Source organism: Streptosporangium sp. 'caverna' (genome assembly GCF_003203775.1).
Lineage (GTDB): Bacteria > Actinomycetota > Actinomycetes > Streptosporangiales > Streptosporangiaceae > Streptosporangium > Streptosporangium subroseum.
The window spans coordinates 8384229-8409343 of the sequence record NZ_CP029711.1; the positions used below are offsets into that span (position 1 = coordinate 8384229).

The window sequence follows — 25115 nt, forward strand, 5'->3', positions numbered from 1 at the left end:
CAAGCGGGACGAAAGACGTCAGAGCAATATGCCAATTCGAGCTGGAAGTAGCAAACGCTAGTAAAGCGCTGGTTACAGTTAGCGTCCAGCCTTTTATTAGGAAAGAGTTTCCGCTTATTCTATTTATGGTCGCCTGTATAAATTCCAGATGCTTGACTTGGTCTTGGCTCAGGTGTCTGGTTGTGGTCGTCACTTTACCTCTTGGCTGATAATGGCGGAATAGCATTCCGCGTCGGTTGACCGCGATAGTAGATCATAGGACTTCGCTGGCTGATGTCTCGGTAGTGATGTTTCAGTGACTGAAGTGCAACTGCGCCCGCGCTGCAGCTCACAGAATGTCATGATTTTCCTGCTCACTGAAGCAGCAACGTACCGTCAGAAAATCTCCGTTGAGAGCCTTGGGCTCCGGGAAGGCCGCGACAAGTACCAGGTAATCAGTGGCTGAAGTGGGCCGGAGCTTCCTGTCACCGCTGCCCAGGACAAGCTGAGCAGGCCAAGGGGCGGAGGCGATGGGAAGATCTAGCCGATGTAACTGCGCCCTTACGATCGCCTCCATGTGGCTAGTCGGCGTAGATGGCTGGGGGCGATCGACGGTCCGGGACTTCGTTCCTCAGCCCCGTCCCACCGAGCAACGTGGCTAGCCACGGTTCATCCTGACGGAGCAGTGGGAACACTGACCAATCGAAGATCGCAGCAGGCGAGTCGGATTCCAAGATCCGGAATATAAGCAGATCGCTTAGCCCCGCAGAGGACTAGGCGAAATCTAAAACATCAGGTCAGAGCGCTGCCAGTAAGAAGCTCCTTCCGGTTCAACCCGTAGGTTCTGGATCCGGGAGCCCTGATGGCATGCCCGATGAGACGGGGGAGCAAAGGGGAACGGGAGTCGCGGAGAAGACAATTAGTGTACTGAGCGGTATCTTCGCAGGTCGAGCAAGATCGGTATCCGTTTTTACGGGCAGGGATTTAAGGGTTTTATTTGCAATGATCCCAAGATCATTTATGATCTAACTAGCACATGGTGCTTTGGCAAGGTGCGATGTACCTACTCTCTGACCGAGCAATAGTGGCGGCACGGCCACTAGGTAGAGATGGCAGTTCGGCGGATGGTCAGCTCATGGCTGGATTATGCGGCTCGAATGAGACGCGCACGGGAAAATCATGCCGACGTCGGAGGAACTCTCCTTGCGGTGATCACCGAGGCCAGGTGATTCGCCATAGCAAACGGGGGAGCCCCGCAAGCTCAAGGGCAGCCGCGCCGCTCAACACCGTAGATAAGACGATCATTGAACTAGCCGTTGACGCAACGAGAGCTGGCTGGCCAACCGCTGTCGCTAAGCAAGGATCCGATCTCCTTGGTAAGAAGCTTTGGAGCGAGGTACAGGCCTCCGAGCGCTCTGGTTGTGCACCGCTTGCCGCGGCTGCGCGCCGGCTCCTGGAGGCGAAGGAGCAAGCTCACGAACTCGTTGCCGATGTACTGGTAGGTCAGTCGTCTGCCGACCGCGCGGGGCAATGCCTGGTAGAGATCCTCCGCAATTATGCGAAGAAGATTCCCATCCCAGGTGAGGAGGTGCTGGAGATGTCAGCCCAAGCGCTCCGGATCATGGGGATCTACCTCTGCACAGTCGCAGGCATTCTAGACCAATGTGAGTGTCTTGACGATCTTGCGGAGAGCGTGGGGAAAGCCAGGTTGCAAGAGGTGTTGGCCGCTGGCCTGGATGACTGGGCTGACAAGGTCTCACCCGGGCTGACTGTCAACCAGAGAGCCTGATCAAGTTGCAGACCTGGCCCCCTGTCACGTCGCGACCGACTCGGACCGCGTTAGCCCCAGTTGAGCCCTAACGCTTCTCAGCGCGGCCTGGACCCGAGCCTTCTGCCATGTCATCGCATTTGAGTTCGCCTTGGATGCGAGGGCATCTAGGGGTGCGCCGCATTCTAGAAGCATGCATATGCGGAGAACCGAGTAGACAGACTCGGAAAGGAAGTACAGATCGCTACCCTTAAGTGCGACCGTCTCGTCACCTAAGTGAGTAAGCTCATTACGCACGTATGAAATCGTCTGTGCCCAAGTACCTTCGCTGCCGATTAGATATCGCGTCACGGGCTTGGATTTCGCAGCCAGCTTCCTCAATCTCTTGACGAGAGGAGCATCGTTGCCATATTGAAGGCGATCGCTCAACCAACGCTGATGAGCTTCTGGCGTCAAGCTTGCATAGGCGGAGAACAGTTCACGAAATTCATCCTCCTCCATGTAGGTCCCACCCTGCGTTATGCGATGGAACGCCTCGGCCGCGAAGGTAATATTAAGGAATCTATTTTCCGTATACATGCGCTCTGCATACCGCGTACTCATGACAGAATTAAGCGCTCTTTTAAATTTCTGAACACCATCTATCCAGCGCGCAATCGCCTCAACTCCCCCGATTTCATCGAAAGATATAAGCATATCGTGATAGCCGATACTCTTTCGACTATCTGTCGGCGTATGGCGAAGTCGAGGAGCTCGAAATTCGACTTGTTGTGGATAGCCGGAATCTTCGCCAGACAGCATCTTGGAATGCACATCCGGCCTCGTCAAGGTAAGTCGATCCATATCCGTTGGCGCATCGACGCACAGACAAAGCAGGTCTTCGATTCGCCCGACATCCCGCTTGATCTCATCGAAGTCGATTAGAGCGTCATAGTCGATCTGAACGTACGGCCAGTGCTCAAGAATGGCCTCCCGTCGAAGATCTCCATGCTGTCTCCACCCATAGCCGATAGTGATGCGACCACGCGAGAATGTTGCTGACTCCGCCTCCACAGGAGTGAGCGTAATTTCGGAGACTGGTGTACCATCCAAAACGCGGCTTGCAGCGTGGTCGCGTATACCGGTGCGCCCCACCCATGATACAAGCTGACTAAACTCTACTCTAGCAGACTTGAATTGCAGATCCTCCGGGTTGACATGATAGCCAAGAAAGAGTTGATTCGCACGAATACGCTGCTCTATTACCCCAGGTGAACGCACCTTACTCTGGGCAGAGTGCCATTCAAGGAGAGTCACCTCTTTTGAGCCGACCCAGCCTATTATGGGTACACTGCTATTCTTAGCAGATGTAAATACTTCCCCAGTTTTTGATGAGGTCTTCTTGACACCTTGATATTCGACTTGTTCGTCTGGGACTTCGTCTTCATCGACCTGCGAATCATTGAAGCGTCCAACCACTGAAAGACTTATTCCTTCTCGCACATCGAAGGTAAGTTGTCCTGTCAGCTGATCATCTTCATTGCCTTGAAGCCAAAAGACACCTAGAGCGTCTAGTTTTTCCATAGCCTCCACCTTATTTCGGGAGCCGGTCTTAACTCGGTGCCTCTATAGGAGCAGTGCCCTGTCAGACGCTTCGCTTTCAGCCGCCATGGCTGGCCTTCCAAGACTTTGGATTAGCACGATACGCCCTCCCAGGGATTCACGCACCCCTATATCCAAACCCCATCACAAACTACGTCCAATATGGGCATTGCGAGGATTGATACGCTCGCGGCAGCGCGAAAGTCGCAATCCACGCCCCTACGGCACGAGCGATCGCCTGTGTTGGCTACCTGTCCTCGGCGGCTGGGGTACTCGGTGAGGGCCGGATGGGGCTCCCTAACCCAAGCAGGCCGATAACAAGATCCGGAACATATGCGGAACGTCAACTTCTATCAAGGATGATCACATACGTTGACCGCAGGTCAGAGAACCACCCAATCAAGAAGCGACGTTCCACTTCTAATCCGACGGTCGCAGGTTCGAATCCTGCAGGGTGCACAGCTCGTGAGCAGCCAAGAGGGCCCGTGACCAGCAGCGATGCCGGGGGGTGGGCCCTCTCGCAATGTCCGGTGGTGTACGGCTGACATCGGTGGATTGCGGTTGATCATTCCCAATCCGTTCCCACGGAGCACACCAGCGAGCGTTGCCCCGCCACGGATGGGATCGGCGCAACTCACAGATCAGCGCCTTGATCCGCGCCAGTGCCTGTATCCACCCGATGAAAGCGATCGGCCGGCGTACTCAGCACGCCCTCTCGACATCGGTCACCCCGGACTGGACAACACCTCGATCACCCGCGCGACAGAGGGAATCCCTCATCCTTCAAATGCCAGCGCGACCCCACCACGCATGCTCAAAGCACCTCGCCCTTGATCGTCTTTCTCAGTGAACCAGCAAGAACGGATGACATTTCCCGAATAGGGTGCGGCGGTGCATCCTATTCGCATTGTCCTCATCATGCTCGTTGTCGCGGTTCTCGCCGGATGCGACCACGCCGCAGACAGGACCGCGCGACTGGATCATGTCGTCGGCGCTTCCTGCCCGAAGGGACCGCAGCCGGACCTGTCCCTGCCACGCCAAGTGCTTCCCCAGGATTTCGTGCCGGTCCAGGTGATCCGCTGCCGTTGGGACTCCCGCTACCTGCCTGGCAAGGGTCTCTGGGAGGTCGTGATCGAAGAGCACACCGACGGTCCTGCCGGCGAGCTGATGATCGAATTACGCCACCCGTCCGAGAGATCAATATTTGGCCAGAACTGCACGTTGGAGCTGATCCTGGTCGACTACTTCGTCGTGGTGGACTCCGCGGGCAGAGCGGTGCTGCCGGACCTGCCGACCACTGTGTGCGGGAAACCGTTTCGTTCCGCCCTGGACGCCCTCCGCCGTCTGCCGTACCGGGTCGACGAACAGATCCCCACCCGCAGGGTCGAGAGCGAAAAGGCCTTCCGAGCCGGCTGCGGCGACAAGTACACGGACGTGATCCTCACCGTCTCCCATCTGCGGGCGGGGACGACGCAACCGCAGCAGGCGCGTCCGATGTGGAATCCCGCGCCGAAAGGACTGCGCGTGTGCGTCTACCGCACCCTGGACAAGTCCTCGGACATGGTCGGGGGAAGCTTCGAATCCGTGCGCATCCTCAAGGGCCGCAGCCTGCGCACCCTGCTCACCGCCCTGGACAGTGCGCCGGCCACCGACTGCCCGAGCGACCACACCCGGTTCGCGGTACTGAGCACCGGCTCCCGGGAGGCCTACGCCGAGCTTGACGGCTGCCGCAACCTCATGCGCCCCGACGGCACTCTCGGCCGGCTCACTCCCAATGCCGCGGCGCTCCTCGCCGATTGACCCCACCTGCCAGAAGCTTTGCGACCAGGCATCGAAGCAGAGGCGAAGATAGTCCCGTTGCATTGCTGAATTGTCCTCATAGGTATCGAGGCGGCGCCCTGCGTCGGCCGCACCCGACTCTCTGCCGCACGCCGTCCGGGCGTGCGGCGTGGGCCCCGGACGCGGCGGCCTGCGCCGCACCCGCACTACGCAATCGCCGTACCCAAGGCACACACTGGCCCCTGCGACGCACCGCCGTGCTGCTTTCTCCCTCAGGGTCGCCTGACTACGCCTAGTCACTGTGCTTGGTGTATGCGATCGACAGACCAAGGCTTCGTTTTTCCCATAATCTCTCCCCTTGCCGTATCTGGCAGCGAGGTGAGTGCGGAGAATTCTGGTAAGCGGGGGCGGGCAGGGAATTCCGTGTGTGTCCGTCTGGGCGGTGCTTGAGTGCGCGTTCCTCGCGGAGCGTGCCGCTATCGGTCCACTCACGGCCGGCGAACGGGGCCGCGACGGCGAAGTGCGGCTCTCCCCAGTCACCTGCCGGCTCCTCCCTCTCGCCGGTGTCCTCGTTCTGCACGAAATCGGGAAGGGTGACGTTGCGGTCACGCAGATCGACTACTTCTTCGGGAGGTAGCCCGGCGTAGTACATCACTGCGAAGAACGCCACGAGCCGCGGGCCGCTACGTGCCTGCTTTCCCATCGCATCCAGCAGCACCCGCGCTTGAGCGTGATTGACGACGCCGCGCCGGTCTACCTCGTAGGTTGTCTTGGGCGCTTCGAGGAACTGTCCTACCTGGAACGCCTCAGGTAGAAACAACGAAGCCCCGCCTCTCAGAGAGGCGGGGCCGCCCTGCCCGGCCTAGCTGCGGACGATCGACCACGCCCCGTCGGCCTTGACCGTCGCGTACCGGGTGCCCGGGGGCAGCAAGACGGTTCCGCTGTATGAGCCGACCTTGTTCACCGCCAAGTTGTTGAGCCTGCCGTTCGCGTCCAGCGTCCACACTGCGAAGTGGCCTTCGCCGGTGTGGCGGATCTTCATCCGGTGCAGGCCGCGGCTGGTGCTGCTCAACCGGAGCGCGTCGTCGCCTGTTCCTCGGCTGGTGATCGACCACGAGCGGGTTTTGCTCAGAGGGAGGACCTGCAGGGTCCAGGCGCCGTCGGCTTTGATGCTGAATGCGCCGGTCTTGTTCGAGGTGCTGGTGTTGAACGCCTTGGTGCCTTTGTAAGCGCCGATCTGGTTGGCCAGAAGGTCGTCTTCTTTGCCTGATGGGGTGAGAGCCCAGACTGCGAAGTGCCCCTCCCCGTTGTGGGTGATCTTCACGATGCCCGGTTTGGTGGTGGCCCGGATGCGAACCAGATCATCACCCTCGCCCCTGTAGGTGGTTACGGCCGACACGGGGGTGACCGCAGCATGGGCTGGCGGGGCGAGGAGTACGGCCGATGCCAGTGCCGCGAGGGCGGCGAAGATGCGAAGAGAGCGCATGGTGTGACTCCAGGGGCAAGGGATACGGGCGAGAGGAGACGCAGCTGGATATGCCCTGGTTGTCCAATCATGCCCAGCGGGTTGGGTTACGCGAGCACATAGCAATGCCCGCCTTTCCGCTTCACAGGCTGGGGGTCTGTGGTCATCGAACCAGCGTGACACCGCGTTCAGTGATTCCCTACGGATACGACCGAGGCCGGGAGCAGCTGACCGCACCTGGACATGACGACGCCCCCACCCGGTAAGGGCAGGGGCAGCGTTGCGTCGTACGGCTACAAGCAGCTCTTGGATGCGGCCCGGGAGCTGTTGTACGAGCAGGAGTCGATCAGCTTGCCGGACGCGTTCCTCACGTACGCTGCGTCCGACGCCTGGTTCCAGATGTAGTTGAAGGTTCCCTGGCCGCCCCTGCCCCAGTAGAGGTTGGTGGTGGTGTTCGTGCCCTTGCCGGTCCGTATGGTGACGGTCTTTCCCGCGCCGAGGGTGAACGTCCCGAACGTGTAGATGTGATCCGCCGCCCTCGTCTTGTCGCGGAGGGTCCAGCCCTTGAGGTTGACGGCCTTCCGGGTGGTGTTCTTGATCTGCGCGTACTCGCCGTTCAGGCTGATGTTCGCGCCGTTGTCCGGCGACCCGGGCGAGTTGTAGTAGATCTTCACGAGCTGAATCGCGGGGAGCGCGGCGGCGTGCGCCGGCACCACGGGAACAAGCACCGAGGCCGCGACTGCGGCAGCGGACAGAGCCAGGGGGAGAACGCGCACTGGTGGATCCTTCAGCGTGTGAGAAGTGGGGCGCATGTGAGATAGCTGGCCAACGGTACAGGTTTGCCGTTGAGCGTCGTTCTGTTGGCATACCAGGACATGGCAGCGCCCCCACCCGATCGAGGGATGAGGGCGTCAGCGCATGTCCACGGCTACTACTCGGCTGAGTTTCGCGACTTTAGTGACACCCTTACGTGTTCGCGTGAGGGTCCGATGAGATGACGGTGGCCCCGCTCCACCCTCCAAGGGAAGCGGGGCCACCATTTCCGCCCGGACCCCCGGTAATGCGGGGTGCGTGCGCCCGGGCGGAAGATCAGACTCGGCGACACGAGATGGGGGCCCGCGTGCCGCCGAGCTAGCTCATGAAGTGCTGGGGATCCTGGCCCATTCCTCATCAGTCACCCGGGGCACGCCGAGCGCGTCGGCTGCGAGGTCCAGGTCTTCCCGGGTCAGGTTCCAGCGGCGGACGAGAGAGAGCGCCAGCTTTTCCCGCTCACTCATCGGGGGCCTTCTGCCTGGCTTGGAGCCGCTTCACGGTGGCCACGATCCGGTCGAGTGCGGCCTCGATGTCGAGAGTGACCTGGGTGCCGTCTGGCCAGCACCAACATGGTCAGGCCAGGGACAGCATGTCCCTGCCCGCAGCCCACCGAACTGGCCCGGACCCCTGGTCAAGGGTGGGGGTGATACTCCCACCCTTGTCGGCAAGGTTCCGACATATGGTGATGAAATGGGCGGTGACAAGCTCCTCGGTGAGTTCCTGCGCGCTCGGCGTGAGGTCACCGCCCCCGCACAGGTGGGGCTGCTAGACGCTGGCTCCCGCAGGACCCCGGGGTTACGCCGGGAAGAGGTGGCGATGCTGGCCGGGGTCAGCACCGACTACTACGTCCGCCTGGAACAGGGGCGCGAATGCCATCCGTCTGGGCAGGTGCTCGATGCCCTGGCGCGGGCGTTGGATCTCGGCCCCGACGCCGCGGCGCACCTGTATGAACTCACCCGCCCCAGGTCGCGGCAGCAGCACGGAACGACCCGCCGGACCGAGCAGGTCAATCCGGACCTGCTCCGGCTGATGTACCGCTGGTCGCACACCCCGGCGGTGGTGGTCAATCGCTGGATGGACGTATTGGCCATGAACCCGCTGAGCACCGCCCTCCACAGTGGCCTGGGAGACATGGACAACATGCTCCGGGTGGCCTTCCTGAACCCCGCCGCGCGAAAGTTCTACCGATGCTGGGAACAGCATGCCCGCTTCCGGATAGCTAATCTGCGCGCCGCCGTGGGAGCGGACCTCGACGACCCGGACCTGACCGAGCTGGTCGATGAACTCTCGTGCAAAAGCGCGGACTTCCGCCGGATGTGGGCCCGCCACGACATATTTTGGGCAACCCAAGAGGCCAATTCCCTTTGCCACCATGAGGTTGGTGACCTGACCCTTACCTGTGAGGTGCTTAGCGTCGCCGGCGCCCCTGGCCAGCAATTGGTCATCCTGCATGCCGATCCTGGCAGCCCCTCCGAGCACGCCTTGACTCGGCTGGGCAGCCTCGCTGACATGGTGTCGTGACGGCCCCTCCAGACGAGTCCGTGCCGCCAATCTTGAAGTAGCTGGGAGCCAAGCCCATCGATGTGATCATTTGCCAGGGTCGCTGGCGGTGAGCATTGTGTGGCTCCTGGCGATCATTGACGGGCAGCTCATCGAGTTCGGTTTGCGAAGACGGCGTGACGCGAGGCCTCCGGGTGAACCACCTTCGTTTCGACCGTGGTGGTTCTGCTGACGTCTCGTCGACAGCTGGAGGTGGCGAAGGCGGCTCTGCCCGGACAGGGCGGCGGAGGTTGCGGAAGGTCCGGGTCGTGCGTCGGGGAACGTCAGAAGGTCGTGACGGGATAGGGGCGTCCGGCGGGGGTGCGTCGTCTGCCGGGCCTTCGACGGGGGCATGTTCGGACGGTACGCACGGAATGTCGCTGTGTCACGGGAATGCGAGCCCGAAGTTGAGGAGCAGCAGTACAGATCCCTCCACTCGGGGTGTCGGTAGGACTCGTGCAGCCAGGTACACGCGATTGAGTTCGCCCAGGTCAGCGGTGGCTCTACTGATCGGTGGGGAGATGGCTCACGGCGTCTTCGAGGTCGGCGTGGGTAGGCGTCCTCCTCACCGGTAGCCCCGGTGCATTGCTGCGCCAGGGCCCCCTCAGAGCTGTGCGTGCCACTCGTCGCGGCACATGGCCTCAGGAGTCGAACGGCGTCCCGCCGTGCTCGTTCAGTGGTGTGCCGTCGGTGGCGGTGGAGGTCAGCGTGAGCCTCAACATGATCCGGACCTCTTTGAAGAACGGCATGCGCATGAATTCGAAGAGGACGAACCCTAATCGCCCCTTGATCAGCACGGAATTGGACAGTGGGCGATGGTTGAGGGCGTCGTAAAGGTGGCGGTACAGGCTGTGCGCGTCCTCCTCCTGCCAGCCCTTCAGGGCCGCCGCATGCACTCCCAGAGCGAGCATCTCGGCCAGATACTCCGGGTCGAGGATGGATTCGACATGGATCGAGAGCTCCTGGAACATGTAGTCGCTGTCGAACCGCCAGGCCGCTCGCACACTGGGCCTCGATTCCCCCGAGGGATCCGCACTGAGGGGCCAGATCTGATTTCTCATCCATGGGATGCGACTGGTGTTCCACCACCACTCACTGTCCTGCTCCAGGAACGCGGTAGAAACCGGCTCTTCGGGAAACTCCGCCCAGACGATCTCAGGGCAGTTCCAGTCCGCGATCCATGATCGAACTTGAGCTTCGTTGGCGAGGGACCTCGCCCGTAGTTCGCCCTCGTCCGGCTGCCTCATGCCGACACCTCCTCGGGGGCCCGAGCCGCCCTCACCGGCATTGTGGAGGCTGGAGGCGGAAAGCGGAATTGTCCGGCCGAAAGCCGATCTCCCCCGGCCGGGGCCGACAACACGGTGACGGTCAGGCGTCGCGCACGTTGGGGTGTTGTTAAGAGTCGTGTCATCAAGTACACGCGATCGTGTTGACCCTGGTGGCAGCCCTCGCAGTTGGTCCGGGCTCCCTCGCCAAGGCGCTTATTTTGTTCCATTTATCCAGTTCGCTGACCTGGGCTAATGCAATCGCGTGTACCTGATGACACGACTCTTAACGACACGTCGGCCGTGAGTTCAGCCAGACTGAAGGACTTTCATCGCGAACATGCTCCAGTTCGATTGGTGAGGACTGAAAACGCGGAGAGTTCGTCAGAGCCCCCGGAGGCACCGCTCCAAAGAGATCACTGCGATCGCTATCTGGGGTTGTCAAGCGAACCGGCTGGTCAGTCGCTTGAAGGTCCGTCAGGCATGTCAGTCACGTAGGCAACCGCGACTGCCGCGCTGGTGGACCGTGGAGAGGTCCGTTCAGGCGGTCTGCCATGCTCGTGTTGTGACTGATGTGGATCTCGCCCGTCGGGTTCGTGACCGTAGCCGGTTGAGTGGCCGGTTCGTGTTGCGTTCGGGACGAGTGGCCGAGGAATACTTCGACAAGTACCAGTTCGAGGCCGATCCGGCCCTTCTGGATGAGTTGGCGTCGGGGATGGTGTCACTGGTTCCCGAGGGGACCGAGGTGTTGGCCGGCCTGGAGATGGGCGGCATCGCGGTGGTCACGGCGCTGGGGCGACGCACCGGCTTGCCATGCGCGTTCGTGCGCAAGACAGCGAAGTCCTATGGCACTGCTCGACTGGCCGAGGGTGCCGACGTCAAGGGACGGCGCGTCCTGGTCGTTGAGGACGTGGTGACCTCGGGTGGGCAGATCGCGATCTCCACTGGTCAGTTGCGTGATCTAGGGGCTCAGATCGACCACGCGTTGTGCGTCATCGATCGGCAGGAAGGCGGTGCCGAGGCCTTGGCCGCGGATGGGATCCGACTCCTTGCGCTGCTGAAGCGCGAGGATCTCGAGCGAGACTAAGAGTCGCTCAAGATAACTGGGACACCCGGTCGAGTTCTGAGCGGGTTATCCGCCGGACGCCTGTTCGACGGCATCGCGCATGCGGCGCAGAATCTCCGCGAGGATCGGCTCGGAGGTGGCGAAGTTGAGCCTTGCGAAGCCGTCCGAACCCAGGCCGAAGCCGGGGCCGCCGCTGAGCATGACGCCCGCCCGTTCCAGGAAGAACGCCGCCGGGTCGGTGCCGAGACCCAGGCCGCGGCAGTCGAGCCAGGCCAGGTAAGTCGCCTCGGGCAGGTGGTGACGCACCCCGGCGGGCAGTGATGCGGCGATCAGTTCGCGGTTTCTGGCGAGGGTGGCGCGCACCTCGGCGAGGTAGCCGTCGCCGTCCTTCCAGGCGGCCACCGTGGCCAGCACGCCCAGGGAGCTCACCTCGCCGAACATCAGCGGCGGCTGGGCGGCCAGCGCCCGGCGGACGCGGGCGTCGCCGACGTGCGCGACGGAGCAGCGCAGCCCGGCAAGGTTGAACGCCTTGCTCGCCGAGGTCAGCGTCACCGTGCGGGCGGCGGCCTCCGGCCCCAGCGTGGCGAACGGGATGTGGCGGTGCGGGTCGTGTACGAGGTCGGAGTGGATCTCGTCGGAGATGACGAGCAGGTCGTGCCGGTCGGCGATCTCCGCGATCCTGGTGAGCTCGTCGCGGTCGAACGCCCGGCCGGTGGGATTGTGCGGGTTGACCAGGATGATTGCCCGGCACCCGTGCCGCGCGACATCCTCGGCCAGCCGGTCGGCGTCGAAGCGCCAGCCCTGGCCGTCGTCGACCATGGGGATGGGGACGAGCCGGCGATTCATGTCCGTCAGCGTCTTGATGAACGGCGGGTAGGCGGGCAGGTGCATGGCCACGGCGTCGCCGGGCTGGGTCGTGATGTGCAGCAGGACCTGCAGGGCCTGGATCAGCTCCGTGAAGTGATGGATGTGCGACGGGTCCGGAGACCAGTCATGGAGCCGCTTCATCCGTTCGGCGAAGGCCTCGTTGAGCGGGTTCGCCCCTGGCTGGTCGTCCCAGGCGGGGTAGCCCAGATCGACCTCGATGGCGTGCGCCAGCGCTTCGCGCACCGGGGGCGGCACGGGGAAGTCCATGTCGGCGATCCAGGCGGGCAGTACACCCGGCCCGGCTTGTGCCCACTTCACACCCGGACGCCGACGCAGGGCTTCGAGGTCGAGATCGTCGAACATGGGGCTCCATTCGCTCGTCTATGGTCCCGTTTTGGGCTGATATTAGACCATTGGTGAACGGTGTGCTGTCCAGGCGCCGGCAGGTCCGCGGCCTGCTCGCCGACGTCATCGGCGGCGGAGGTTGCCGGTGTGCCACCCCGGTGGGCGACGGGGAGAGAGGAGTCGTCGGCCCACGCCCAAGGCTCCAGCCGCGGCACCACCCCTCGGCGCCCCGCCGCAGTCAGAGATCAAGCCCGGCATCGGTCATCCCGCTGGAAGTTCTCAGCTTCGTTTTCAACCAGGTGACGGGTGGTCCTCGACGCGGAACGGCCACCGGGCGATGCCCCGAGGGTTGTGCCCACGGAAGTGGTGTACGAGTCGAATGCGGGTGATCACTTCCGGAACCGTCGCCCGCACCTGGTAATACATAAGCCCGCCCCCCGACCGAGGACGCCGCATGTTCATCGATGGCAACGAGATGTATGTCGACGACAACGAGTACGACAGATATCTCGACGCGCTCTACCCCGGGATGAGAGCGGCCGACCCGCGCGACCCCGGCGAGACGTTCTTCCATGAGGACGGGGTCTACCGCTGGGACAGGATGGGCGGCCACCGTGAAACCTACGCCGGGCTGCCCGTCGCCGATTTTCGTATGCTCAACGGCCACGGCGATCCCGACCCCTCACACTTCGCCTGGCCCCTGCACGGCAGCGAGCTGTACGAGGAGGCCGACGGCCCCGGGTTCACCGCGGGGCTGGAGAAACTGCTCGCCACCGTCGACGGTTCCGGGATCCAGGCCATCGTGGTCGCCGGGATCAGTGCGCGCGACGCTCCCGCCGTGCTCGCCGCCAACGCCCACCGGCTGCCCCGGCTGCGCTCGCTGTTCCTCGGCTTCATCGAGCCCGACTATCAGATCTCCTGGATCCAGCAGGGGGACATCACCCCGGTCCTGGAGGCGTTCCCCCACCTGGAGCGGCTGGACGTGCGCGGCAGCGAAGGCCTGCGACTCCGTCCCATCAGGCACGGGTCCCTCAAGGTCCTGCGGTTCGAGACCGGTGGGCTGCCCGGCGACGTCGTGCGCGCGCTCGGGCGGTGCGACCTGCCCGCGCTGGAACATCTGGAGCTGTGGCTCGGCGTCGCCGAGTACGGCGGCGACGCCACGGTGAACGACCTCGAAGGCGTCCTGTCGGGGACGGGCCTGCCCTCGCTGCGCCGGCTCGGCCTGCGCGACAGCGAGATTCAGGACGAGGTGGCCGCCGCCGTCGCCGCGGCACCGGTCGTCGCCCGGCTGGAGGCGCTCAGCATGGCCATGGGCGAGCTGAGCGACATCGGAGCCGAGGCCCTGCTGAGCGGCCGGCCCCTCACCCACCTGCGCCACCTCGACCTGCACCACCACTTCCTCACCGCGCCCATGGCCATACGCATCCGGCACGCCCTGCCCAACGTTGAGATCGACCTCTCCGAACCTCAGGAGCGTCTGAGCGGGCGCTACGTCGCCGTCTCGGAGTAAACCGCCGTCGGACAGCCGTCCGTCATGTCCGGCGACACATCTGTGGCCTGGCCGAACTCTTACACCACCTCCGTGGACGCAACCCGCCGCCCGGCCCTGCGCCTGCCGACACATGCGTCCTGGGCTGGGGGCCGGTCCCGGTGCGGCAGGGCCACGGGGGCTGCGTCATCTTCCCGCCGGCTGGTGGCCTCTGTTCGCTGCCAGGCTGTGCAGGGCTTCTCCGTCAAGTCTCAGGATCGCTATCTCGTCGAGCTCGCGAGCGTGCAGGCGACCGTAGAAGCGCAGGGCCGGCTCATTGGTGCGCAGCACCCACCACTCAAAGCGGGCACAGCCCCGCCGCACCGCCAGTTCGGCAAGGTGAGCGAGCAGTGCCTGCCCCAGTCCGCTCCCCCGGTGCTCAGGACGGACGTACAGGTCTTCGAGATGGATGCCTGCCCGGCCGCGCACGGTGCTGTAGGTGGAGTAGAAAAGGGCGAACGCGACCGGCTGCCCGTCGATCGTCGCCAACAGGGCTTCCGCCAGCGGGTGCGGACCGAACAGTGCCTCTGCCACATCTCGTGGCCGGGCGGTGACCGGCTCGGGATGCTCTTCCACTTCCGCGAGTTCGACGATGAACCGGTGCAGCACGTCGACATCACCCGGCTCTGCCGGACGGATAATCAGTTCGGGAGCTGGGGGCGTTTCTGGGCGATTCATCCAGGTATTGTGCCTGCTCCGTTCCGCCATACGCACGCCACGGCGCACCTACGCCATCCGCCGCTCTCTGGTCGCACCGCCGCTCAGATGCAGTACAACGATCGTCACGGGCGACCGATGTCTGCTTCTGCTGCGGTCGGTGCGTAAGCGTCGGATACCAGGCGGCCACCGACAACGGCGGTGCGACCGGCTGTGTCAGCCTGCCTGACCCGTCCTCACCAGTGACGCCAGCGCGCCCTCGGACAGGCTGCCCGGCTCGGGCTCCGCGACGAAGATGCTCAGGCCGGGCACGCTCTCGAAGTGCAACGTCTCATGCCACAGGGTCAGGTCGCCGACGCCGGAGTGACGCAACCGTATGGGGGTCTGCCTCGGCTCCCCCACATCGTGGCGAGCCCATATCCGGCGGAACTCCATACTCTCCGCCGACAGCTCGTTGATGAGCTCCCCGATGAAGGGCTCGTCGCGGTCGTTGCCGACGGCGGCCCGGAAGTGGGCCACGTTGAGCTGGGCTTCCTTATCCCATTCCCGGCAGAGCTCTTCTGCGGTGGGATCGAGAAAGAGCAGCCGCATCACGTTGTCGTTGTACGTCAATCCGTCGAGGAGGGCGGTGGCCACCCGGTTCTTCGCCAGAATGTCCTGCCGCTCGTTCACCACAAAAGCCACCGCGCGATCCCATCTCTCGATCAGCCGCACCACTTTCGCGGGCACCTGGTCGCCGAACCGTCCTTCGCGCGGGCGCCGGCGGGGGCTGACGAGATCGTAAAGATGCTCGGTGGCCACGGCGTCGAGCTGGAAGACCCGTGCCAGCGCCGCGAGCACCTGAATCGACGGCTGGCGCTCCCTCCCCTGCTCCAGCCTGGCGTAGTACCCCGGGCTGACGCCGGACAGCATGGCCACCTCCTCACGGCGCAGTCCCGATGTCCGACGGCGACCGTCGCACGTGAGTTCCACCTGTTCGAGGGTCGTCCTGGTGCGCCGCGCGTAAAGGAACTCCCCAAGATGGTTTCTCGTGTGCATCTCGTCAACCTAGGCCGTCATCGAGGAGAGAGGGTGGCCGTGTCACTCCTACGACAGCCATGGGTAGGAGAACGGCGTCCACCAGCGCTGTGGCGACTCTCGGACCTTTCGCAGCCGTCGGGTGACGGCCGACGATGGTTCCGCGGGCCTCATCTCACCAGGCGGCAACGGTGAGAGGACCGCGCACCACGACACAGACGGAACCGCGATGACGTGTCCACCCGCCGGCGAGACCGGCCGGTCACCGGGCCGGTCGCTCCAGGGTGCTTCCTCTCAGGGGAGGCTCCGGGGTGGTCGGGACGCGCGGACCGGCGAGGACCATTTTGTAAGGAGCATGCAGTGACGAGCCCTGAAACGCCTGCCGACACCCGAGACATGTACATGGTGCACGCCATGTTCCGGCGCGAGTTCGCCGCACTGCCGGCGCTCGTGCGCGACGTCGCAGCGGGAGACACCGAACGCGCGCACCTGCTCGCCGAGCACATCGGTTTCCTGACGGCTGTGCTGGAGGCGCATCACCGTGCCGAGGACATTCACCTGTGGCCCAAGCTCCTGGACCGCGGCAGCGAAGAGGTCGGCCCTGTCGTCCAGATGATGGAAGGCCACCACGAGCGCATCGAACAACTCACCGTGCAGTCCGTCGCGGCGCTGGGCGAGTGGCGTCAGGATGCGGCCGCGGAGCGGGGCAAGCTGCTGGCCGACGTTCTGGACGGCTTGTACGGAGTGCTTTATGAGCACATGGGCCTGGAAGAACAGCACATCCTGCCGTTGGCGGAGAAATATGTCACCGCTACCGAGTGGCATGCCATGGCCGGTTCCACCGGGGCCGCGCTGCCGCCGGGGAAAATGCCTCTGGTCTTCGGCATGACCTTGTACGAAGCAAATCCCGAGGTGATTGAGAACACCCTGTCCTCGTTGCCGTCCGAGGTGCGGACGATGCTTGAGGAACAGGGACCCCGGGATTTTGCCGCCCATTCCGAACGCGTCCACGGCACACCTACGCCTCACCGCAGCGCCCCGCTCAAACCCTCTCAGAGGTGAACTTAGGGAGTTCGCATCCTCTCAGGGGCCACCCAAGCCAGGCCATGCAGCTCGGGTCGGCGTGCTCATCGTTGTCCTCGGGCGAGGGGCACCATCCCGGATCTGCCGGACCCGAGGATCTGCCGCCCGCGGCACCGAGAACATGCTTGTTCTTGATGTCCGCAGCGCCCTGAACTATCTGGACGAAATGGAGAGCATCGTGCGTATCGGATTCACGCTTCCGCAGCTGGGAGCTCTGGCACACTACCCGCGAGAGGTCACGCGCTTCGCCCGGCAGGCCGAGCAACTGGGCGCGGACAGCCTGTGGGTGGGTGACCGGCTGCTGGCTCCGGTGAACCCGACCGTGGGCTACGGAAGCGACGGCACCATCCCCCGCGCTTTCCACGCGCGCCTGGATCCTTTTGTTCTCCTGTCGATCGCGGCTGTCTCCACCGAACATGTCCAGATCGGCACGAATGTCCTCAACGCCCCCTGGTATCCCCCGGCCGTGCTGGCCCGCTCGCTGACCAGTATCGACCTGGTCAGCGGCGGACGGCTCATCCCGGGCCTGGGGGTGGGATGGTCACCGGAGGAATACCTTGCCGTCGGCGTCCCCATGGCGCAGCGAGGGGCGCGCCTGGATGAATGCCTCGATGCTCTGGAGGCCTACTGGTCGGACAATCCCGTCGAGTACCACGGCGCATACTGGACCATCCCGGCGACCTATACCGATCTCAAGCCCGCCCAGCACCCCCGTCCGCCGATCTACCTGGGGGGATACTCCCCGGCAGCGATGCGCCGGGCCGCCCGGCGGGCCGATGGCTGGCTGCCGGTCGTGCGGCCGGGCTCCGCGGCATGGGAGTTCTCCCCCGCCGCCGTCAACGACCCCGTCGACCGGCTCAGGAACATGGCGACGGAGCAAGGCCGGGACCCCTCCCAGCTCGATCTCATCCTTCGCGTCTACCCGACGGCGGAGGGCACCGTCGATCAGGTTGTCGACGCCATCACCGGGGCGGAACAGCACACCCCCGTAGAGCACGCGTTCGTCGACCTGATGGAAATCGCCGAAGACGTCGATCACGCACTCGAGATCGTCAACCAGGTCCTGGAACGGTCACGCAACACGTGACCGGCCGCGCCACGGACACTCGTCCCGCTGCTTGGTGTTGAAGCCCCAGCGGCGCATGGCCGTACGGAGTCCGAGGTCGTCTGGCTCACCTAGGACACTCGGCTGCCCCCGACAGGTAGACGCCCCATGGAATCAGCCGGACATGCCGATGAGCGTGTGTCGATCTCTCCATCTCCCTGCGACGACCACGAAGACGCGATGCGGAGATTCCCTCTACGGGTGGAGCTCTAGACCGACGTGGTGATGAGCTTGTCGGTGACCCATCGGGCGACGTCGGCGGGGTAGGGAGCTGACAGCCCGAGGACGATGTGCCGGAAACCGGTGGCGGTCGCCTCGCCGATCGCGTCCCGGGTGATGCCGGGCTGGTCGTAGGAGACCGGCAGGTGGATCGAGCGGGTGATCGAGGCGGGGTCGCGGCCGATCTCGGTGCAGTAGCGGTCCAGCAGTGCGCTGCGGCCGATGGCGTCGTCGATGTCGCCGCCGGGGATGTTCCACAGGTCGGCGTGCTCGGCGACCACGCGGAGCACGGGGGCCGAGCGTCCGCCGATGAGGATCGGCGGGTGGGGGCGCTGGACGGGTTTGGGATTGCAGAACGCTCCGGTGAGCTGGACGTAGGTGCCATTGAAATCGAACGGTTCGGTCTCGGTCCACAGCCGCCGGATGATCGTGCACGCCTCGGCGAGGCTCCCCACGGCGTGGGCGGAGTCGTGGAAGGGCAGGCCGTGTGCCTCATACTCGCGCCGGGCCAGAGGGTGGCCGGGTCGTGAGCCCGCGCCGATGCCGAAGTCGAGCCGTCCACCGGAGACGATGTCGACGGTCGCGGCGATCTTGGCCAGCATCGCGGGCGGCCGGAAGCGGTTGCTGGTCACGAGCAGACCGAGACGCAGTCGCTGGGTCTGTGCCGCGAGGGCCGAGAGCAGCGTCCAGCCTTCGTGGGTCGGTCCGCTCGGGTCGCCGCCGATCGGCATGAGGTGATCGAACAGCCACGCGTGCTCGATCTCCGGGATGGTGTCCGCCTCGCGCCAGACCCGCAGGATGTCGCGGTAGTCGACCTGCGATGGGGCGGTCATGATCCCGAAACGAGGCCGGGGTGTTTGCGGCATGGGCGGTCGGTCCTTTCAACATGGGTGGGACATGCTCCGGTTCGGAAGCAGGCAGGGGCTCGAGCCTTTGAAGACCTTCCCTTGCGACACGCCAGGCGGCAGGGGCGCGCAAGTCACTGCCCGCCTGCCCTTGCGACGCGTCAGGCGGCAGACGTGTCAGGCGGCGGGGGGTGCGCAGGCTACTTGCCGCCTGGTGACCGACGTGATGAGCGATCAGCGACGTCGCCGCGCCGCGTCAAGCAGGGCGGGCGGCGTGTCGAACTTCTCGTGTGCGGCGAGGTCGACGCCCGGCGCGACGATCGTGTCGATCTCGTCGAGCACGTCGGCGGAGAGCACGGTGTCCGCGGCGGCGAGCTGCGAATGCAGGTGGTCCATGGTGCGGGGACCGATGATCGCGCTGGTCACGGCGGGGTGCGCGGTGACGAAGCCGAGCGCGAGCTGGATCATCGTCAGACCGGCCTCGTCGGCGACCTTCGCCAGCCGCTCGACGGCGTCGAGCCTGGCCCGGTTGGAGGGGATGGCGGTGTCGAAGCGCTGCGGCATGAGCGTCGAGCGGCTGGTGGTGATCGCCCGGCCCTCGCGGACCGCGCCCGACAGCCAGCCCGAGGCCAGCGGGCTCCACGCCAGCACGCCGAGTCCGTACTGCTCGGTCACGGGCAGGACGTGGGTCTCGATCCCGCGCTGCAGGATCGAGTAGCTGGGCTGTTCGGTGACGTACCGGCTCAGGTGGTGTTCCCGGGCGGCCCACTCGGCCTGCACGATGCGGTACGCGGGGAACGTCGAGGAGCCGAAGTAGCGGATCTTTCCCGCGCGCCGCAGGTCGGTCAGGGCCGACAGCGTCTCCTCGTCGCCGGTGCTCGGATCCCACCGGTGGATCTGGTAGAGATCGACATGGTCGACGCCCAGACGGCGCAGGCTGTTGTCCAACGCGGTGACCAACCAGCGGCGCGAGGCGCCCTGATGGTTGCGCCCGTCGCCCATCGGCATGCTCGCCTTCGTGGCCAGCACGATGTCGTCGCGGCGGCCGGCGATGGCCTTGCCGACCATCTCCTCCGACTCGCCCTGGCTGTACATGTCGGCGGTGTCGATGAGGTTGATTCCCCCCTCCAGGGCGGCGTCGACCATGGCGGTGACCTCGTCCTGGGTGGTGTGTCCCAGACCGCCGAAGTTCATCGCGCCGAGCACGAGTGTGCTGACCTGCACACCGGTGCGGCCCAAGGTGCGGTACTGCATGGCTGTTCCCCCTGAGAGGTGTTAGGTGCGTGGCTTGGTTCCGGCCCACTTGCTCTGACATCCTGAACAAACGGATCGTTGTTCCGCTAAACGACAAGCGGAACCGTGTTCCGCTAATAAATATACGGAACGCTGTTCCGTTTGCCAAGTGGAGTGACGCGCAGTGGCCGACATCGACGGTGGATCAGGGGCATCAGCCCCGCGGAAGCGGGCCGACGCCCGGCGTAACGAGGAGACGCTGCTGGGCGTGGCCGCCGCGGCTTTCATCACTTCCGGCGTCGACGTGCCCGTACGCGACATCGCCGCCAAGGCCGGCGTGGGCGTGGGCACGATCTACCGCCACTTCCCGACGCGAGCCGATCTCATCGTCGCCGTCTACCGGCACCAGGTCGAGGCATGCGCCGAGGCCGGTCCGGCACTGCTGGCGAGCAGCAGCACACCGCACACCGCCCTGGCGCTGTGGATCGACCTCTTCGTCGACTTCCTGGTCACCAAGCACGGCCTCGCCGAGGCGTTGCAGTCCGACGATGCCGCCTTCGAGACTCTGCACGCCTATTTCCTCGACCGCCTCGTCCCCGTGTGCGACCAACTGCTCGACGCCGCCGCCGCGGCGGGCGAGATCTCCCCCGGCATGGAGGCCTACCAACTGCTGCGCGGCGTCGGCAATCTCTGCATCGGCGCGGGCAGCAACCCCCGCTACGACGCGCGTCGCATGGTCGGGCTCCTCATCACAGGACTGCGCCTCCGCTAGGGAGCGCCGGCCGCGGGTTCCTCACGGGGCAGCGTCCGGCGGATGAGCGGGCTGTTACCCTTGTTCGCGACGCGGGGTGCCCCGGAATGTCCGGGGCTGAGAGCACACCCGTCGAACCTGATCTAGTTCGAACTAGCGAAGGGACGTCATGTTCTGCGACGACGTCTGGGCACGTTCCGCCACACTGCTGCAAGCCATCCATCAGCACCCCTTCAATACCGCACTCGGCGAGGGCACACTCGACCGCCGGCGGTTCGCCTTCTACATCGTGCAGGACGCCAGATACCTCGAGGCGTTCTCCAAGGCGCTCGCCACCGCCTCGGTGCGGGCCGGCGATTCCCAGGAGGCCGCGTTCTGGTCGCGCAGCGCGCACGCCGCGCTGGACGCCGAGCGGACCCTGCACGAGGGCTACATCGAGGAGTACGGCCTGACCGCCGCCGATCTCTCCGGCATCCGGACCTCGCCCACCTGCCTCGGCTACTCCTCCTTTCTGCAGGCCACCGCGCTCGCCGCGCCGTACCCGGTGCTCGTGGCCGCCGTTCTGCCGTGTTTCTGGGTCTACCAGGATGTGGGTGCGGCGCTTCTGAAGCAGACCGGCGACGTCACCGACCACCCCTACCGGGCATGGATCTCCACCTATGCCGATCCGGACTTCGCCAAGTCGGTCGAGCAGGCCAAAGAGATCGCCGACCGGCTGGCGGCCGCGGCGGACGACGCGACCCGCGCGGCCATGACCGAGGCGTTCGTCCAGGCCACAGAGTACGAGTGGATGTTCTGGGACAGCGCGTGGCACCGGGAGGCGTGGCCCACGGCGCAGTGGCTGCCCGGCGACTGACACCGGCCGAACTCGGCCGAGTAGGCCTTCACCGCCTCGAGGAACTCCTTGGGTGCCAGATCTCCATGATCTGGCACCCAAGGAGTTCGCACTTCGGCGGGCAGGTGTCGCGCCGTGACCACCTTGGACCGCTGATCGGCGAATACCAGCAGGTCGCGTAAGGTCGCCGAGTTTGTGACACCCATGGGGCCCGGCCCTGCCCGCGAGGTGCTCGTGGTCCGGGCATGGCGGGCAGGGCCGAGCCCTCGGTGCGGTGACGGATCAGCCGGTGATGCTGGCCTCTCCGGTCTCGAGGTGGCCGGTGAACCGCTGCGACCAGGCTTCGTCGCAGTCGGCCGTGACGGTCACGTCGTACCAGCCGTCACTGACCTTCAGCGGGCTCACCGCCCACGACTCCTCGCCGTGCGCGCCGACCTTCACGGTCTGCGGCCTGCCCGAGATGTAGTTGTTGTGCGTGATCGTGAACCTCACGCGCGAGTTCCCGCGGTTGCGCAGCGACAGCTTCAGCTTCGGTTCCCCGGTCGCCCTGCCCTCGTAGTAGGTCGCCTCGACGACGAGGTCCTTGCCGGCGGTGGCGAGGTCACCGACGAACCGGCGCAGGAACCGGTTCGGCCCGGTGACGGTGAGGTCGTACGCGGTGTCGCCGGCGGAGACGCCCACGGCGCCGGTTCCGGACGCCGTCGCCCGGGCCGCGACGGTGTACTGGCCCGGGAACGTGGCCGGGTACTGCGCCAGGGCCGGGGACCCGGCCCGGTTGTTGTACACGGCGAAGTGGCTCGCCTTGGTCACGAACGGGGCCACGTTGCTGAACGTCAGGTTCGCCACGACGCCGGACGGCCCGCCGGTGAACCTGGTCAGGTTGGCGTTCGGCTGGTACGGCAGCGGGCGGGCCCGCTTGGTCCCCGCCTCCTGGGTCGGCATCGTGTTGTCACCCGGCAGCGGGGTGTACCGGACCTCCGGGATGAGCTCCCCGGTGTCCGGAAGGTGAGGCAGGCCGTAGACCGGCTTGGTGAAGTCGAAGGCGCCCGTCAGGTCGCCGCAGACCTTGCGCCGCCAGTCGCTGATGTTGGGCGAGATGGCCGGCGTGCCGTTCGCGGTCGTCCACTTCTCGATGAACTGGATGACCGAGGTGTGGTCGGAGACCTCCGAGGTCACCCAGCCGCCGCGCGTCCAGGGCGAGACGAGGATGAGCGGTACGCGGAAGCCGAGCCCGACCGGGAGAGGAGCGACGACACCGTACTGACCCATGGTGCCGGAGACGAACTCGTCCTCCTCGCCCGGCGCCGGCATGGGCGGCGGGACGTGGTCGAACTGGCCGTCGTTCTCGTCGTAGTTGATGATCACCAGCGTCGAGTTGAACACGTCCGGGTCGGCGTTGAGGGCCTCCAGGAGGCCGCGGAGGAAGTACGCGCCGTTGCTCGGGGCCGTGACCGGGTGCTCGGAGAAGAACTGGTTGTTCACGACCCAGCTCACCTGCGGCAGCGTGCCGTTGAGCACGTCGGCGCGGATCGCGGCGTTGAGGTTGTCGGCGTTGCCCGACAGCCCGGTGACCGGCTCGGGGACGTTCTTCACGCCGTTGTCGTAGTAGACGTCGCCCGGAGCGGCCGTCCCGCCCTGGGTGGGGTCGAGCTTGGCGAAGGTGTTGAAGTACTCCAGGCCGTTGTCGCCGTAGTCGTCGGCGCACTGGTAGACCCGCCAGTCGACGCCCGCCGCCTGGAGCGTCTCGGCGTAGGACTCCCAGGGCAGGAACTTGCCGCGCTCGTCGCCGCCGTCGTTGGCGGTGAAGCTGCCGTGCTTCTTGTTCGCGTTGATCGTTCCGCCCCACAGGTAGGTGCGGTTCGGCCCGGTCGCGCTGAGCACGGAGCAGTGGTACGCGTCGCCGACCGTGTAGGCGTCGGCGAGGGCGTGGTGGAACGGCAGGTCGCGACGGTCCAGATAACCCAGCGTGGTCGGGCCGCCCTTGGCGAAGTACCAGCCGTTCATCAGCCCGCCGTACCAGGCGCCGTGCTGGTCGGTCCAGCCGTGACCGGTGCCGCCGTAGTTGGCGGCGCCGAGCTCGGCGCTCGGCGGCGTCGCCCCACTCCAGGTCTTCGCCCCGCTCAGCCGCCAGGGGTACTGCGTGGCTGCCCCGACCGTCGGCGTCACCGGCTGCTCCCAGACGGTCGTGCCACCCGGGAGCAGGATGGTCGAGCGGTCACCGAACCCGCGCACCCCCTTGAGGGTGCCGAAGTAGTGATCAAAGCTCCGGTTCTCCTGCATGACCACGACGACATGCTTGATGTCACGGATGTCTCCGTGCGTATGACCGTGTTCGTGGCCGTGCCCATGTTCATGATCGTGCTCATGCTCATGGCCGTGCTCATGGCCGGACGAGGCAGCGGCAGCGCTCGTGCTGGGCAACGCGGCGCCGACGGCGGCCGCTCCGGTGATGGCGGCGGCGGTGCCGAGGAAATTTCTGCGGGACAGTTCAGACACGGCTCAAGACCTCCGAGTGCGGGGACGTGCCAGGAGACGCTAGCCCCGCGACCTTGCTCCCAAGCGACGGGAAACCGAAGCCGGAATTGCCGGTTGGGGCCGTCTGTATAGCGCCGTATAGCGCCGCATAACCCCGAGTACAGCCAGGGGAGCGAACGACGGCGGACCTCAGCGGACAGCACGTCTCCGGGCCGGCGCCTCACTGCCGGCCGATGCCTCCACGGCAGTCGCCGCCCCTCTTCGTCGACCTCGCGTACACGTGCTCGCTCCGCTGCCAAAGACCGCCCGGCCGTGACGCTCCCACCGGCCCGCCGACCGGATGGCACGCCACTCCACGGCGGGACTAACATCGCCTGGCACGGCCCTAGACTTGCGTCATTCGTTGTCTTGGATAGTTCGTGTTTATGAAGGTAGGTCTGGCGCGATGACCGCACCCAAGGCTCCGACCACAGCCGAGGAGCTACGCGGGGCGGGTCTGCGGGTGACGGCCGCCCGCGTCGCACTGCTCGAGACCGTCCGGGACGGTGATCACCTCGGCGTCGAGGCGCTCGCCTCCGGGGTGCGCGATCGCGTGGGCCATATCTCCCTTCAAGCCGTGTACGAGGCCCTCCACGCGCTCACCGCGGCGGGACTCGTACGCCGCATCGAACCGGCCGGCAGCTCGGCCCGGTTCGAGGGACGCGTCGGGGACAACCATCACCACATCGTGTGCCGGTCGTGCGGTGCCGTCGTCGACGTCGACTGCGCGGTCGGCGAGGCGCCCTGCCTGACCACGTCCGACGACCACGGGTTCTCGATCGAAGAGGCCGAGGTCATCTACTGGGGCCTGTGCCCCGCCTGTTCCACCACTCGCAGTTCCTGAGCACCATGATCCCCTTG

Annotated in this window: 21 protein-coding genes and 1 riboswitch; of the genes, 9 read left to right on the plus strand and 12 right to left on the minus strand. The window is 65.2% G+C overall.

The window, feature by feature from the left end; genetic code table 11:
• Nucleotides 1-1792: 1792 nt before the first annotated feature.
• A complete protein-coding gene (locus DKM19_RS50095; RefSeq protein WP_162642019.1) occupies nucleotides 1793-3310 on the minus strand; it encodes a HEPN domain-containing protein in 1518 nt (505 codons plus the stop codon).
• A gap of 936 nt (nucleotides 3311-4246) precedes the next feature.
• On the opposite strand from DKM19_RS50095, the gene DKM19_RS36100 reads away from it, so the two are divergent.
• A complete protein-coding gene (locus DKM19_RS36100) occupies nucleotides 4247-5128 on the plus strand; it encodes a hypothetical protein (RefSeq protein WP_162642021.1) in 882 nt (293 codons plus the stop codon).
• A 271-nt stretch (nucleotides 5129-5399) separates the two neighbouring features.
• Here DKM19_RS36100 and DKM19_RS50100 read toward each other — a convergent pair whose 3' ends face one another.
• The 4 genes from DKM19_RS50100 to DKM19_RS50105 all read right to left on the minus strand — a co-directional run bounded on the left by DKM19_RS50100 (nucleotide 5400) and on the right by DKM19_RS50105 (nucleotide 7849).
• Nucleotides 5400-5927: a hypothetical protein gene (locus DKM19_RS50100; RefSeq protein WP_162642022.1), complete on the minus strand. Its 528-nt coding sequence runs from the start codon at nucleotides 5925-5927 to the stop codon at nucleotides 5400-5402.
• Nucleotides 5928-5969: 42 nt separating this feature from the next.
• Entirely contained in the window at nucleotides 5970-6593 is a 624-nt protein-coding gene (locus DKM19_RS36110) for a hypothetical protein (protein WP_110702040.1), read from the minus strand.
• A 272-nt stretch (nucleotides 6594-6865) separates the two neighbouring features.
• Entirely contained in the window at nucleotides 6866-7348 is a 483-nt protein-coding gene (locus DKM19_RS36115; protein ID WP_110702042.1) for a lamin tail domain-containing protein, read from the minus strand.
• Between the two features lie 360 nt (nucleotides 7349-7708).
• Nucleotides 7709-7849, minus strand: a complete 141-nt coding sequence (locus tag DKM19_RS50105) for a hypothetical protein (RefSeq protein WP_162642024.1) — start codon at nucleotides 7847-7849, stop codon at nucleotides 7709-7711.
• A gap of 226 nt (nucleotides 7850-8075) precedes the next feature.
• Here DKM19_RS50105 and DKM19_RS36120 point away from each other — a divergent pair, with 226 nt between their 5' ends.
• Nucleotides 8076-8906 carry a helix-turn-helix transcriptional regulator gene (locus DKM19_RS36120; RefSeq protein ID WP_110702045.1) on the plus strand — a complete coding sequence of 277 codons (831 nt, stop codon included), beginning with the start codon at nucleotides 8076-8078 and terminating at the stop codon, nucleotides 8904-8906.
• A 659-nt stretch (nucleotides 8907-9565) separates the two neighbouring features.
• Here DKM19_RS36120 and DKM19_RS36125 read toward each other — a convergent pair.
• Nucleotides 9566-10171, minus strand: coding sequence for a hypothetical protein (locus DKM19_RS36125; protein ID WP_110702047.1), 606 nt, complete (start codon nucleotides 10169-10171; stop codon nucleotides 9566-9568).
• A gap of 583 nt (nucleotides 10172-10754) precedes the next feature.
• On the opposite strand from DKM19_RS36125, the gene DKM19_RS36130 reads away from it, so the two are divergent.
• On the plus strand, nucleotides 10755-11276 hold the full coding sequence (locus DKM19_RS36130; RefSeq protein WP_110702049.1) for an orotate phosphoribosyltransferase: 522 nt from the start codon (nucleotides 10755-10757) through the stop codon (nucleotides 11274-11276).
• Between the two features lie 45 nt (nucleotides 11277-11321).
• Here DKM19_RS36130 and DKM19_RS36135 read toward each other — a convergent pair whose 3' ends face one another.
• Nucleotides 11322-12485 (minus strand): MalY/PatB family protein, encoded by a 1164-nt coding sequence (locus DKM19_RS36135; protein WP_110702051.1) that lies wholly within the window; start codon nucleotides 12483-12485, stop codon nucleotides 11322-11324.
• A gap of 436 nt (nucleotides 12486-12921) precedes the next feature.
• Here DKM19_RS36135 and DKM19_RS36140 point away from each other — a divergent pair, with 436 nt between their 5' ends.
• Nucleotides 12922-13977, plus strand: coding sequence for an STM4015 family protein (locus DKM19_RS36140; protein WP_239513767.1), 1056 nt, complete (start codon nucleotides 12922-12924; stop codon nucleotides 13975-13977).
• A 165-nt stretch (nucleotides 13978-14142) separates the two neighbouring features.
• Here DKM19_RS36140 and DKM19_RS36145 read toward each other — a convergent pair whose 3' ends face one another.
• Both DKM19_RS36145 and DKM19_RS36150 read right to left on the minus strand, forming a co-directional pair.
• Nucleotides 14143-14673: a GNAT family N-acetyltransferase gene (locus DKM19_RS36145; RefSeq protein ID WP_110702053.1), complete on the minus strand. Its 531-nt coding sequence runs from the start codon at nucleotides 14671-14673 to the stop codon at nucleotides 14143-14145.
• Between the two features lie 195 nt (nucleotides 14674-14868).
• Nucleotides 14869-15690 carry a helix-turn-helix domain-containing protein gene (locus DKM19_RS36150; protein WP_110702055.1) on the minus strand — a complete coding sequence of 274 codons (822 nt, stop codon included), beginning with the start codon at nucleotides 15688-15690 and terminating at the stop codon, nucleotides 14869-14871.
• Nucleotides 15691-16029: 339 nt separating this feature from the next.
• Here DKM19_RS36150 and DKM19_RS36155 point away from each other — a divergent pair, with 339 nt between their 5' ends.
• On the plus strand, nucleotides 16030-16731 hold the full coding sequence (locus tag DKM19_RS36155; RefSeq protein WP_110702057.1) for a hemerythrin domain-containing protein: 702 nt from the start codon (nucleotides 16030-16032) through the stop codon (nucleotides 16729-16731).
• Nucleotides 16732-16930: 199 nt separating this feature from the next.
• A complete protein-coding gene (locus DKM19_RS36160) occupies nucleotides 16931-17839 on the plus strand; it encodes a TIGR03619 family F420-dependent LLM class oxidoreductase (RefSeq protein ID WP_110706236.1) in 909 nt (302 codons plus the stop codon).
• A gap of 227 nt (nucleotides 17840-18066) precedes the next feature.
• Here the strand turns inward: DKM19_RS36160 and DKM19_RS36165 are convergent, their stop codons facing one another.
• Complete coding sequence (locus DKM19_RS36165) at nucleotides 18067-18909, minus strand: LLM class flavin-dependent oxidoreductase (protein WP_239513768.1); 843 nt, start codon at nucleotides 18907-18909, stop codon at nucleotides 18067-18069.
• A 246-nt stretch (nucleotides 18910-19155) separates the two neighbouring features.
• Complete coding sequence (locus DKM19_RS36170) at nucleotides 19156-20175, minus strand: aldo/keto reductase (RefSeq protein ID WP_110702060.1); 1020 nt, start codon at nucleotides 20173-20175, stop codon at nucleotides 19156-19158.
• Nucleotides 20176-20338: 163 nt separating this feature from the next.
• On the opposite strand from DKM19_RS36170, the gene DKM19_RS36175 reads away from it, so the two are divergent.
• Nucleotides 20339-20926 (plus strand): TetR/AcrR family transcriptional regulator, encoded by a 588-nt coding sequence (locus DKM19_RS36175; RefSeq protein WP_110702062.1) that lies wholly within the window; start codon nucleotides 20339-20341, stop codon nucleotides 20924-20926.
• A 62-nt stretch (nucleotides 20927-20988) separates the two neighbouring features.
• Nucleotides 20989-21087: riboswitch (TPP riboswitch) on the plus strand.
• Nucleotides 21075-21761 (plus strand): TenA family protein, encoded by a 687-nt coding sequence (locus DKM19_RS36180; protein WP_110702064.1) that lies wholly within the window; start codon nucleotides 21075-21077, stop codon nucleotides 21759-21761. (Overlaps the previous riboswitch by 13 nt.)
• A gap of 261 nt (nucleotides 21762-22022) precedes the next feature.
• Here DKM19_RS36180 and DKM19_RS36185 read toward each other — a convergent pair whose 3' ends face one another.
• Nucleotides 22023-24236 (minus strand): phosphocholine-specific phospholipase C, encoded by a 2214-nt coding sequence (locus DKM19_RS36185; RefSeq protein ID WP_110702066.1) that lies wholly within the window; start codon nucleotides 24234-24236, stop codon nucleotides 22023-22025.
• 424 nt (nucleotides 24237-24660) lie between these two features.
• On the opposite strand from DKM19_RS36185, the gene DKM19_RS36190 reads away from it, so the two are divergent.
• Complete coding sequence (locus DKM19_RS36190) at nucleotides 24661-25098, plus strand: Fur family transcriptional regulator (RefSeq protein ID WP_110702068.1); 438 nt, start codon at nucleotides 24661-24663, stop codon at nucleotides 25096-25098.
• The last annotated feature ends 17 nt before the right edge of the window (nucleotides 25099-25115 follow it).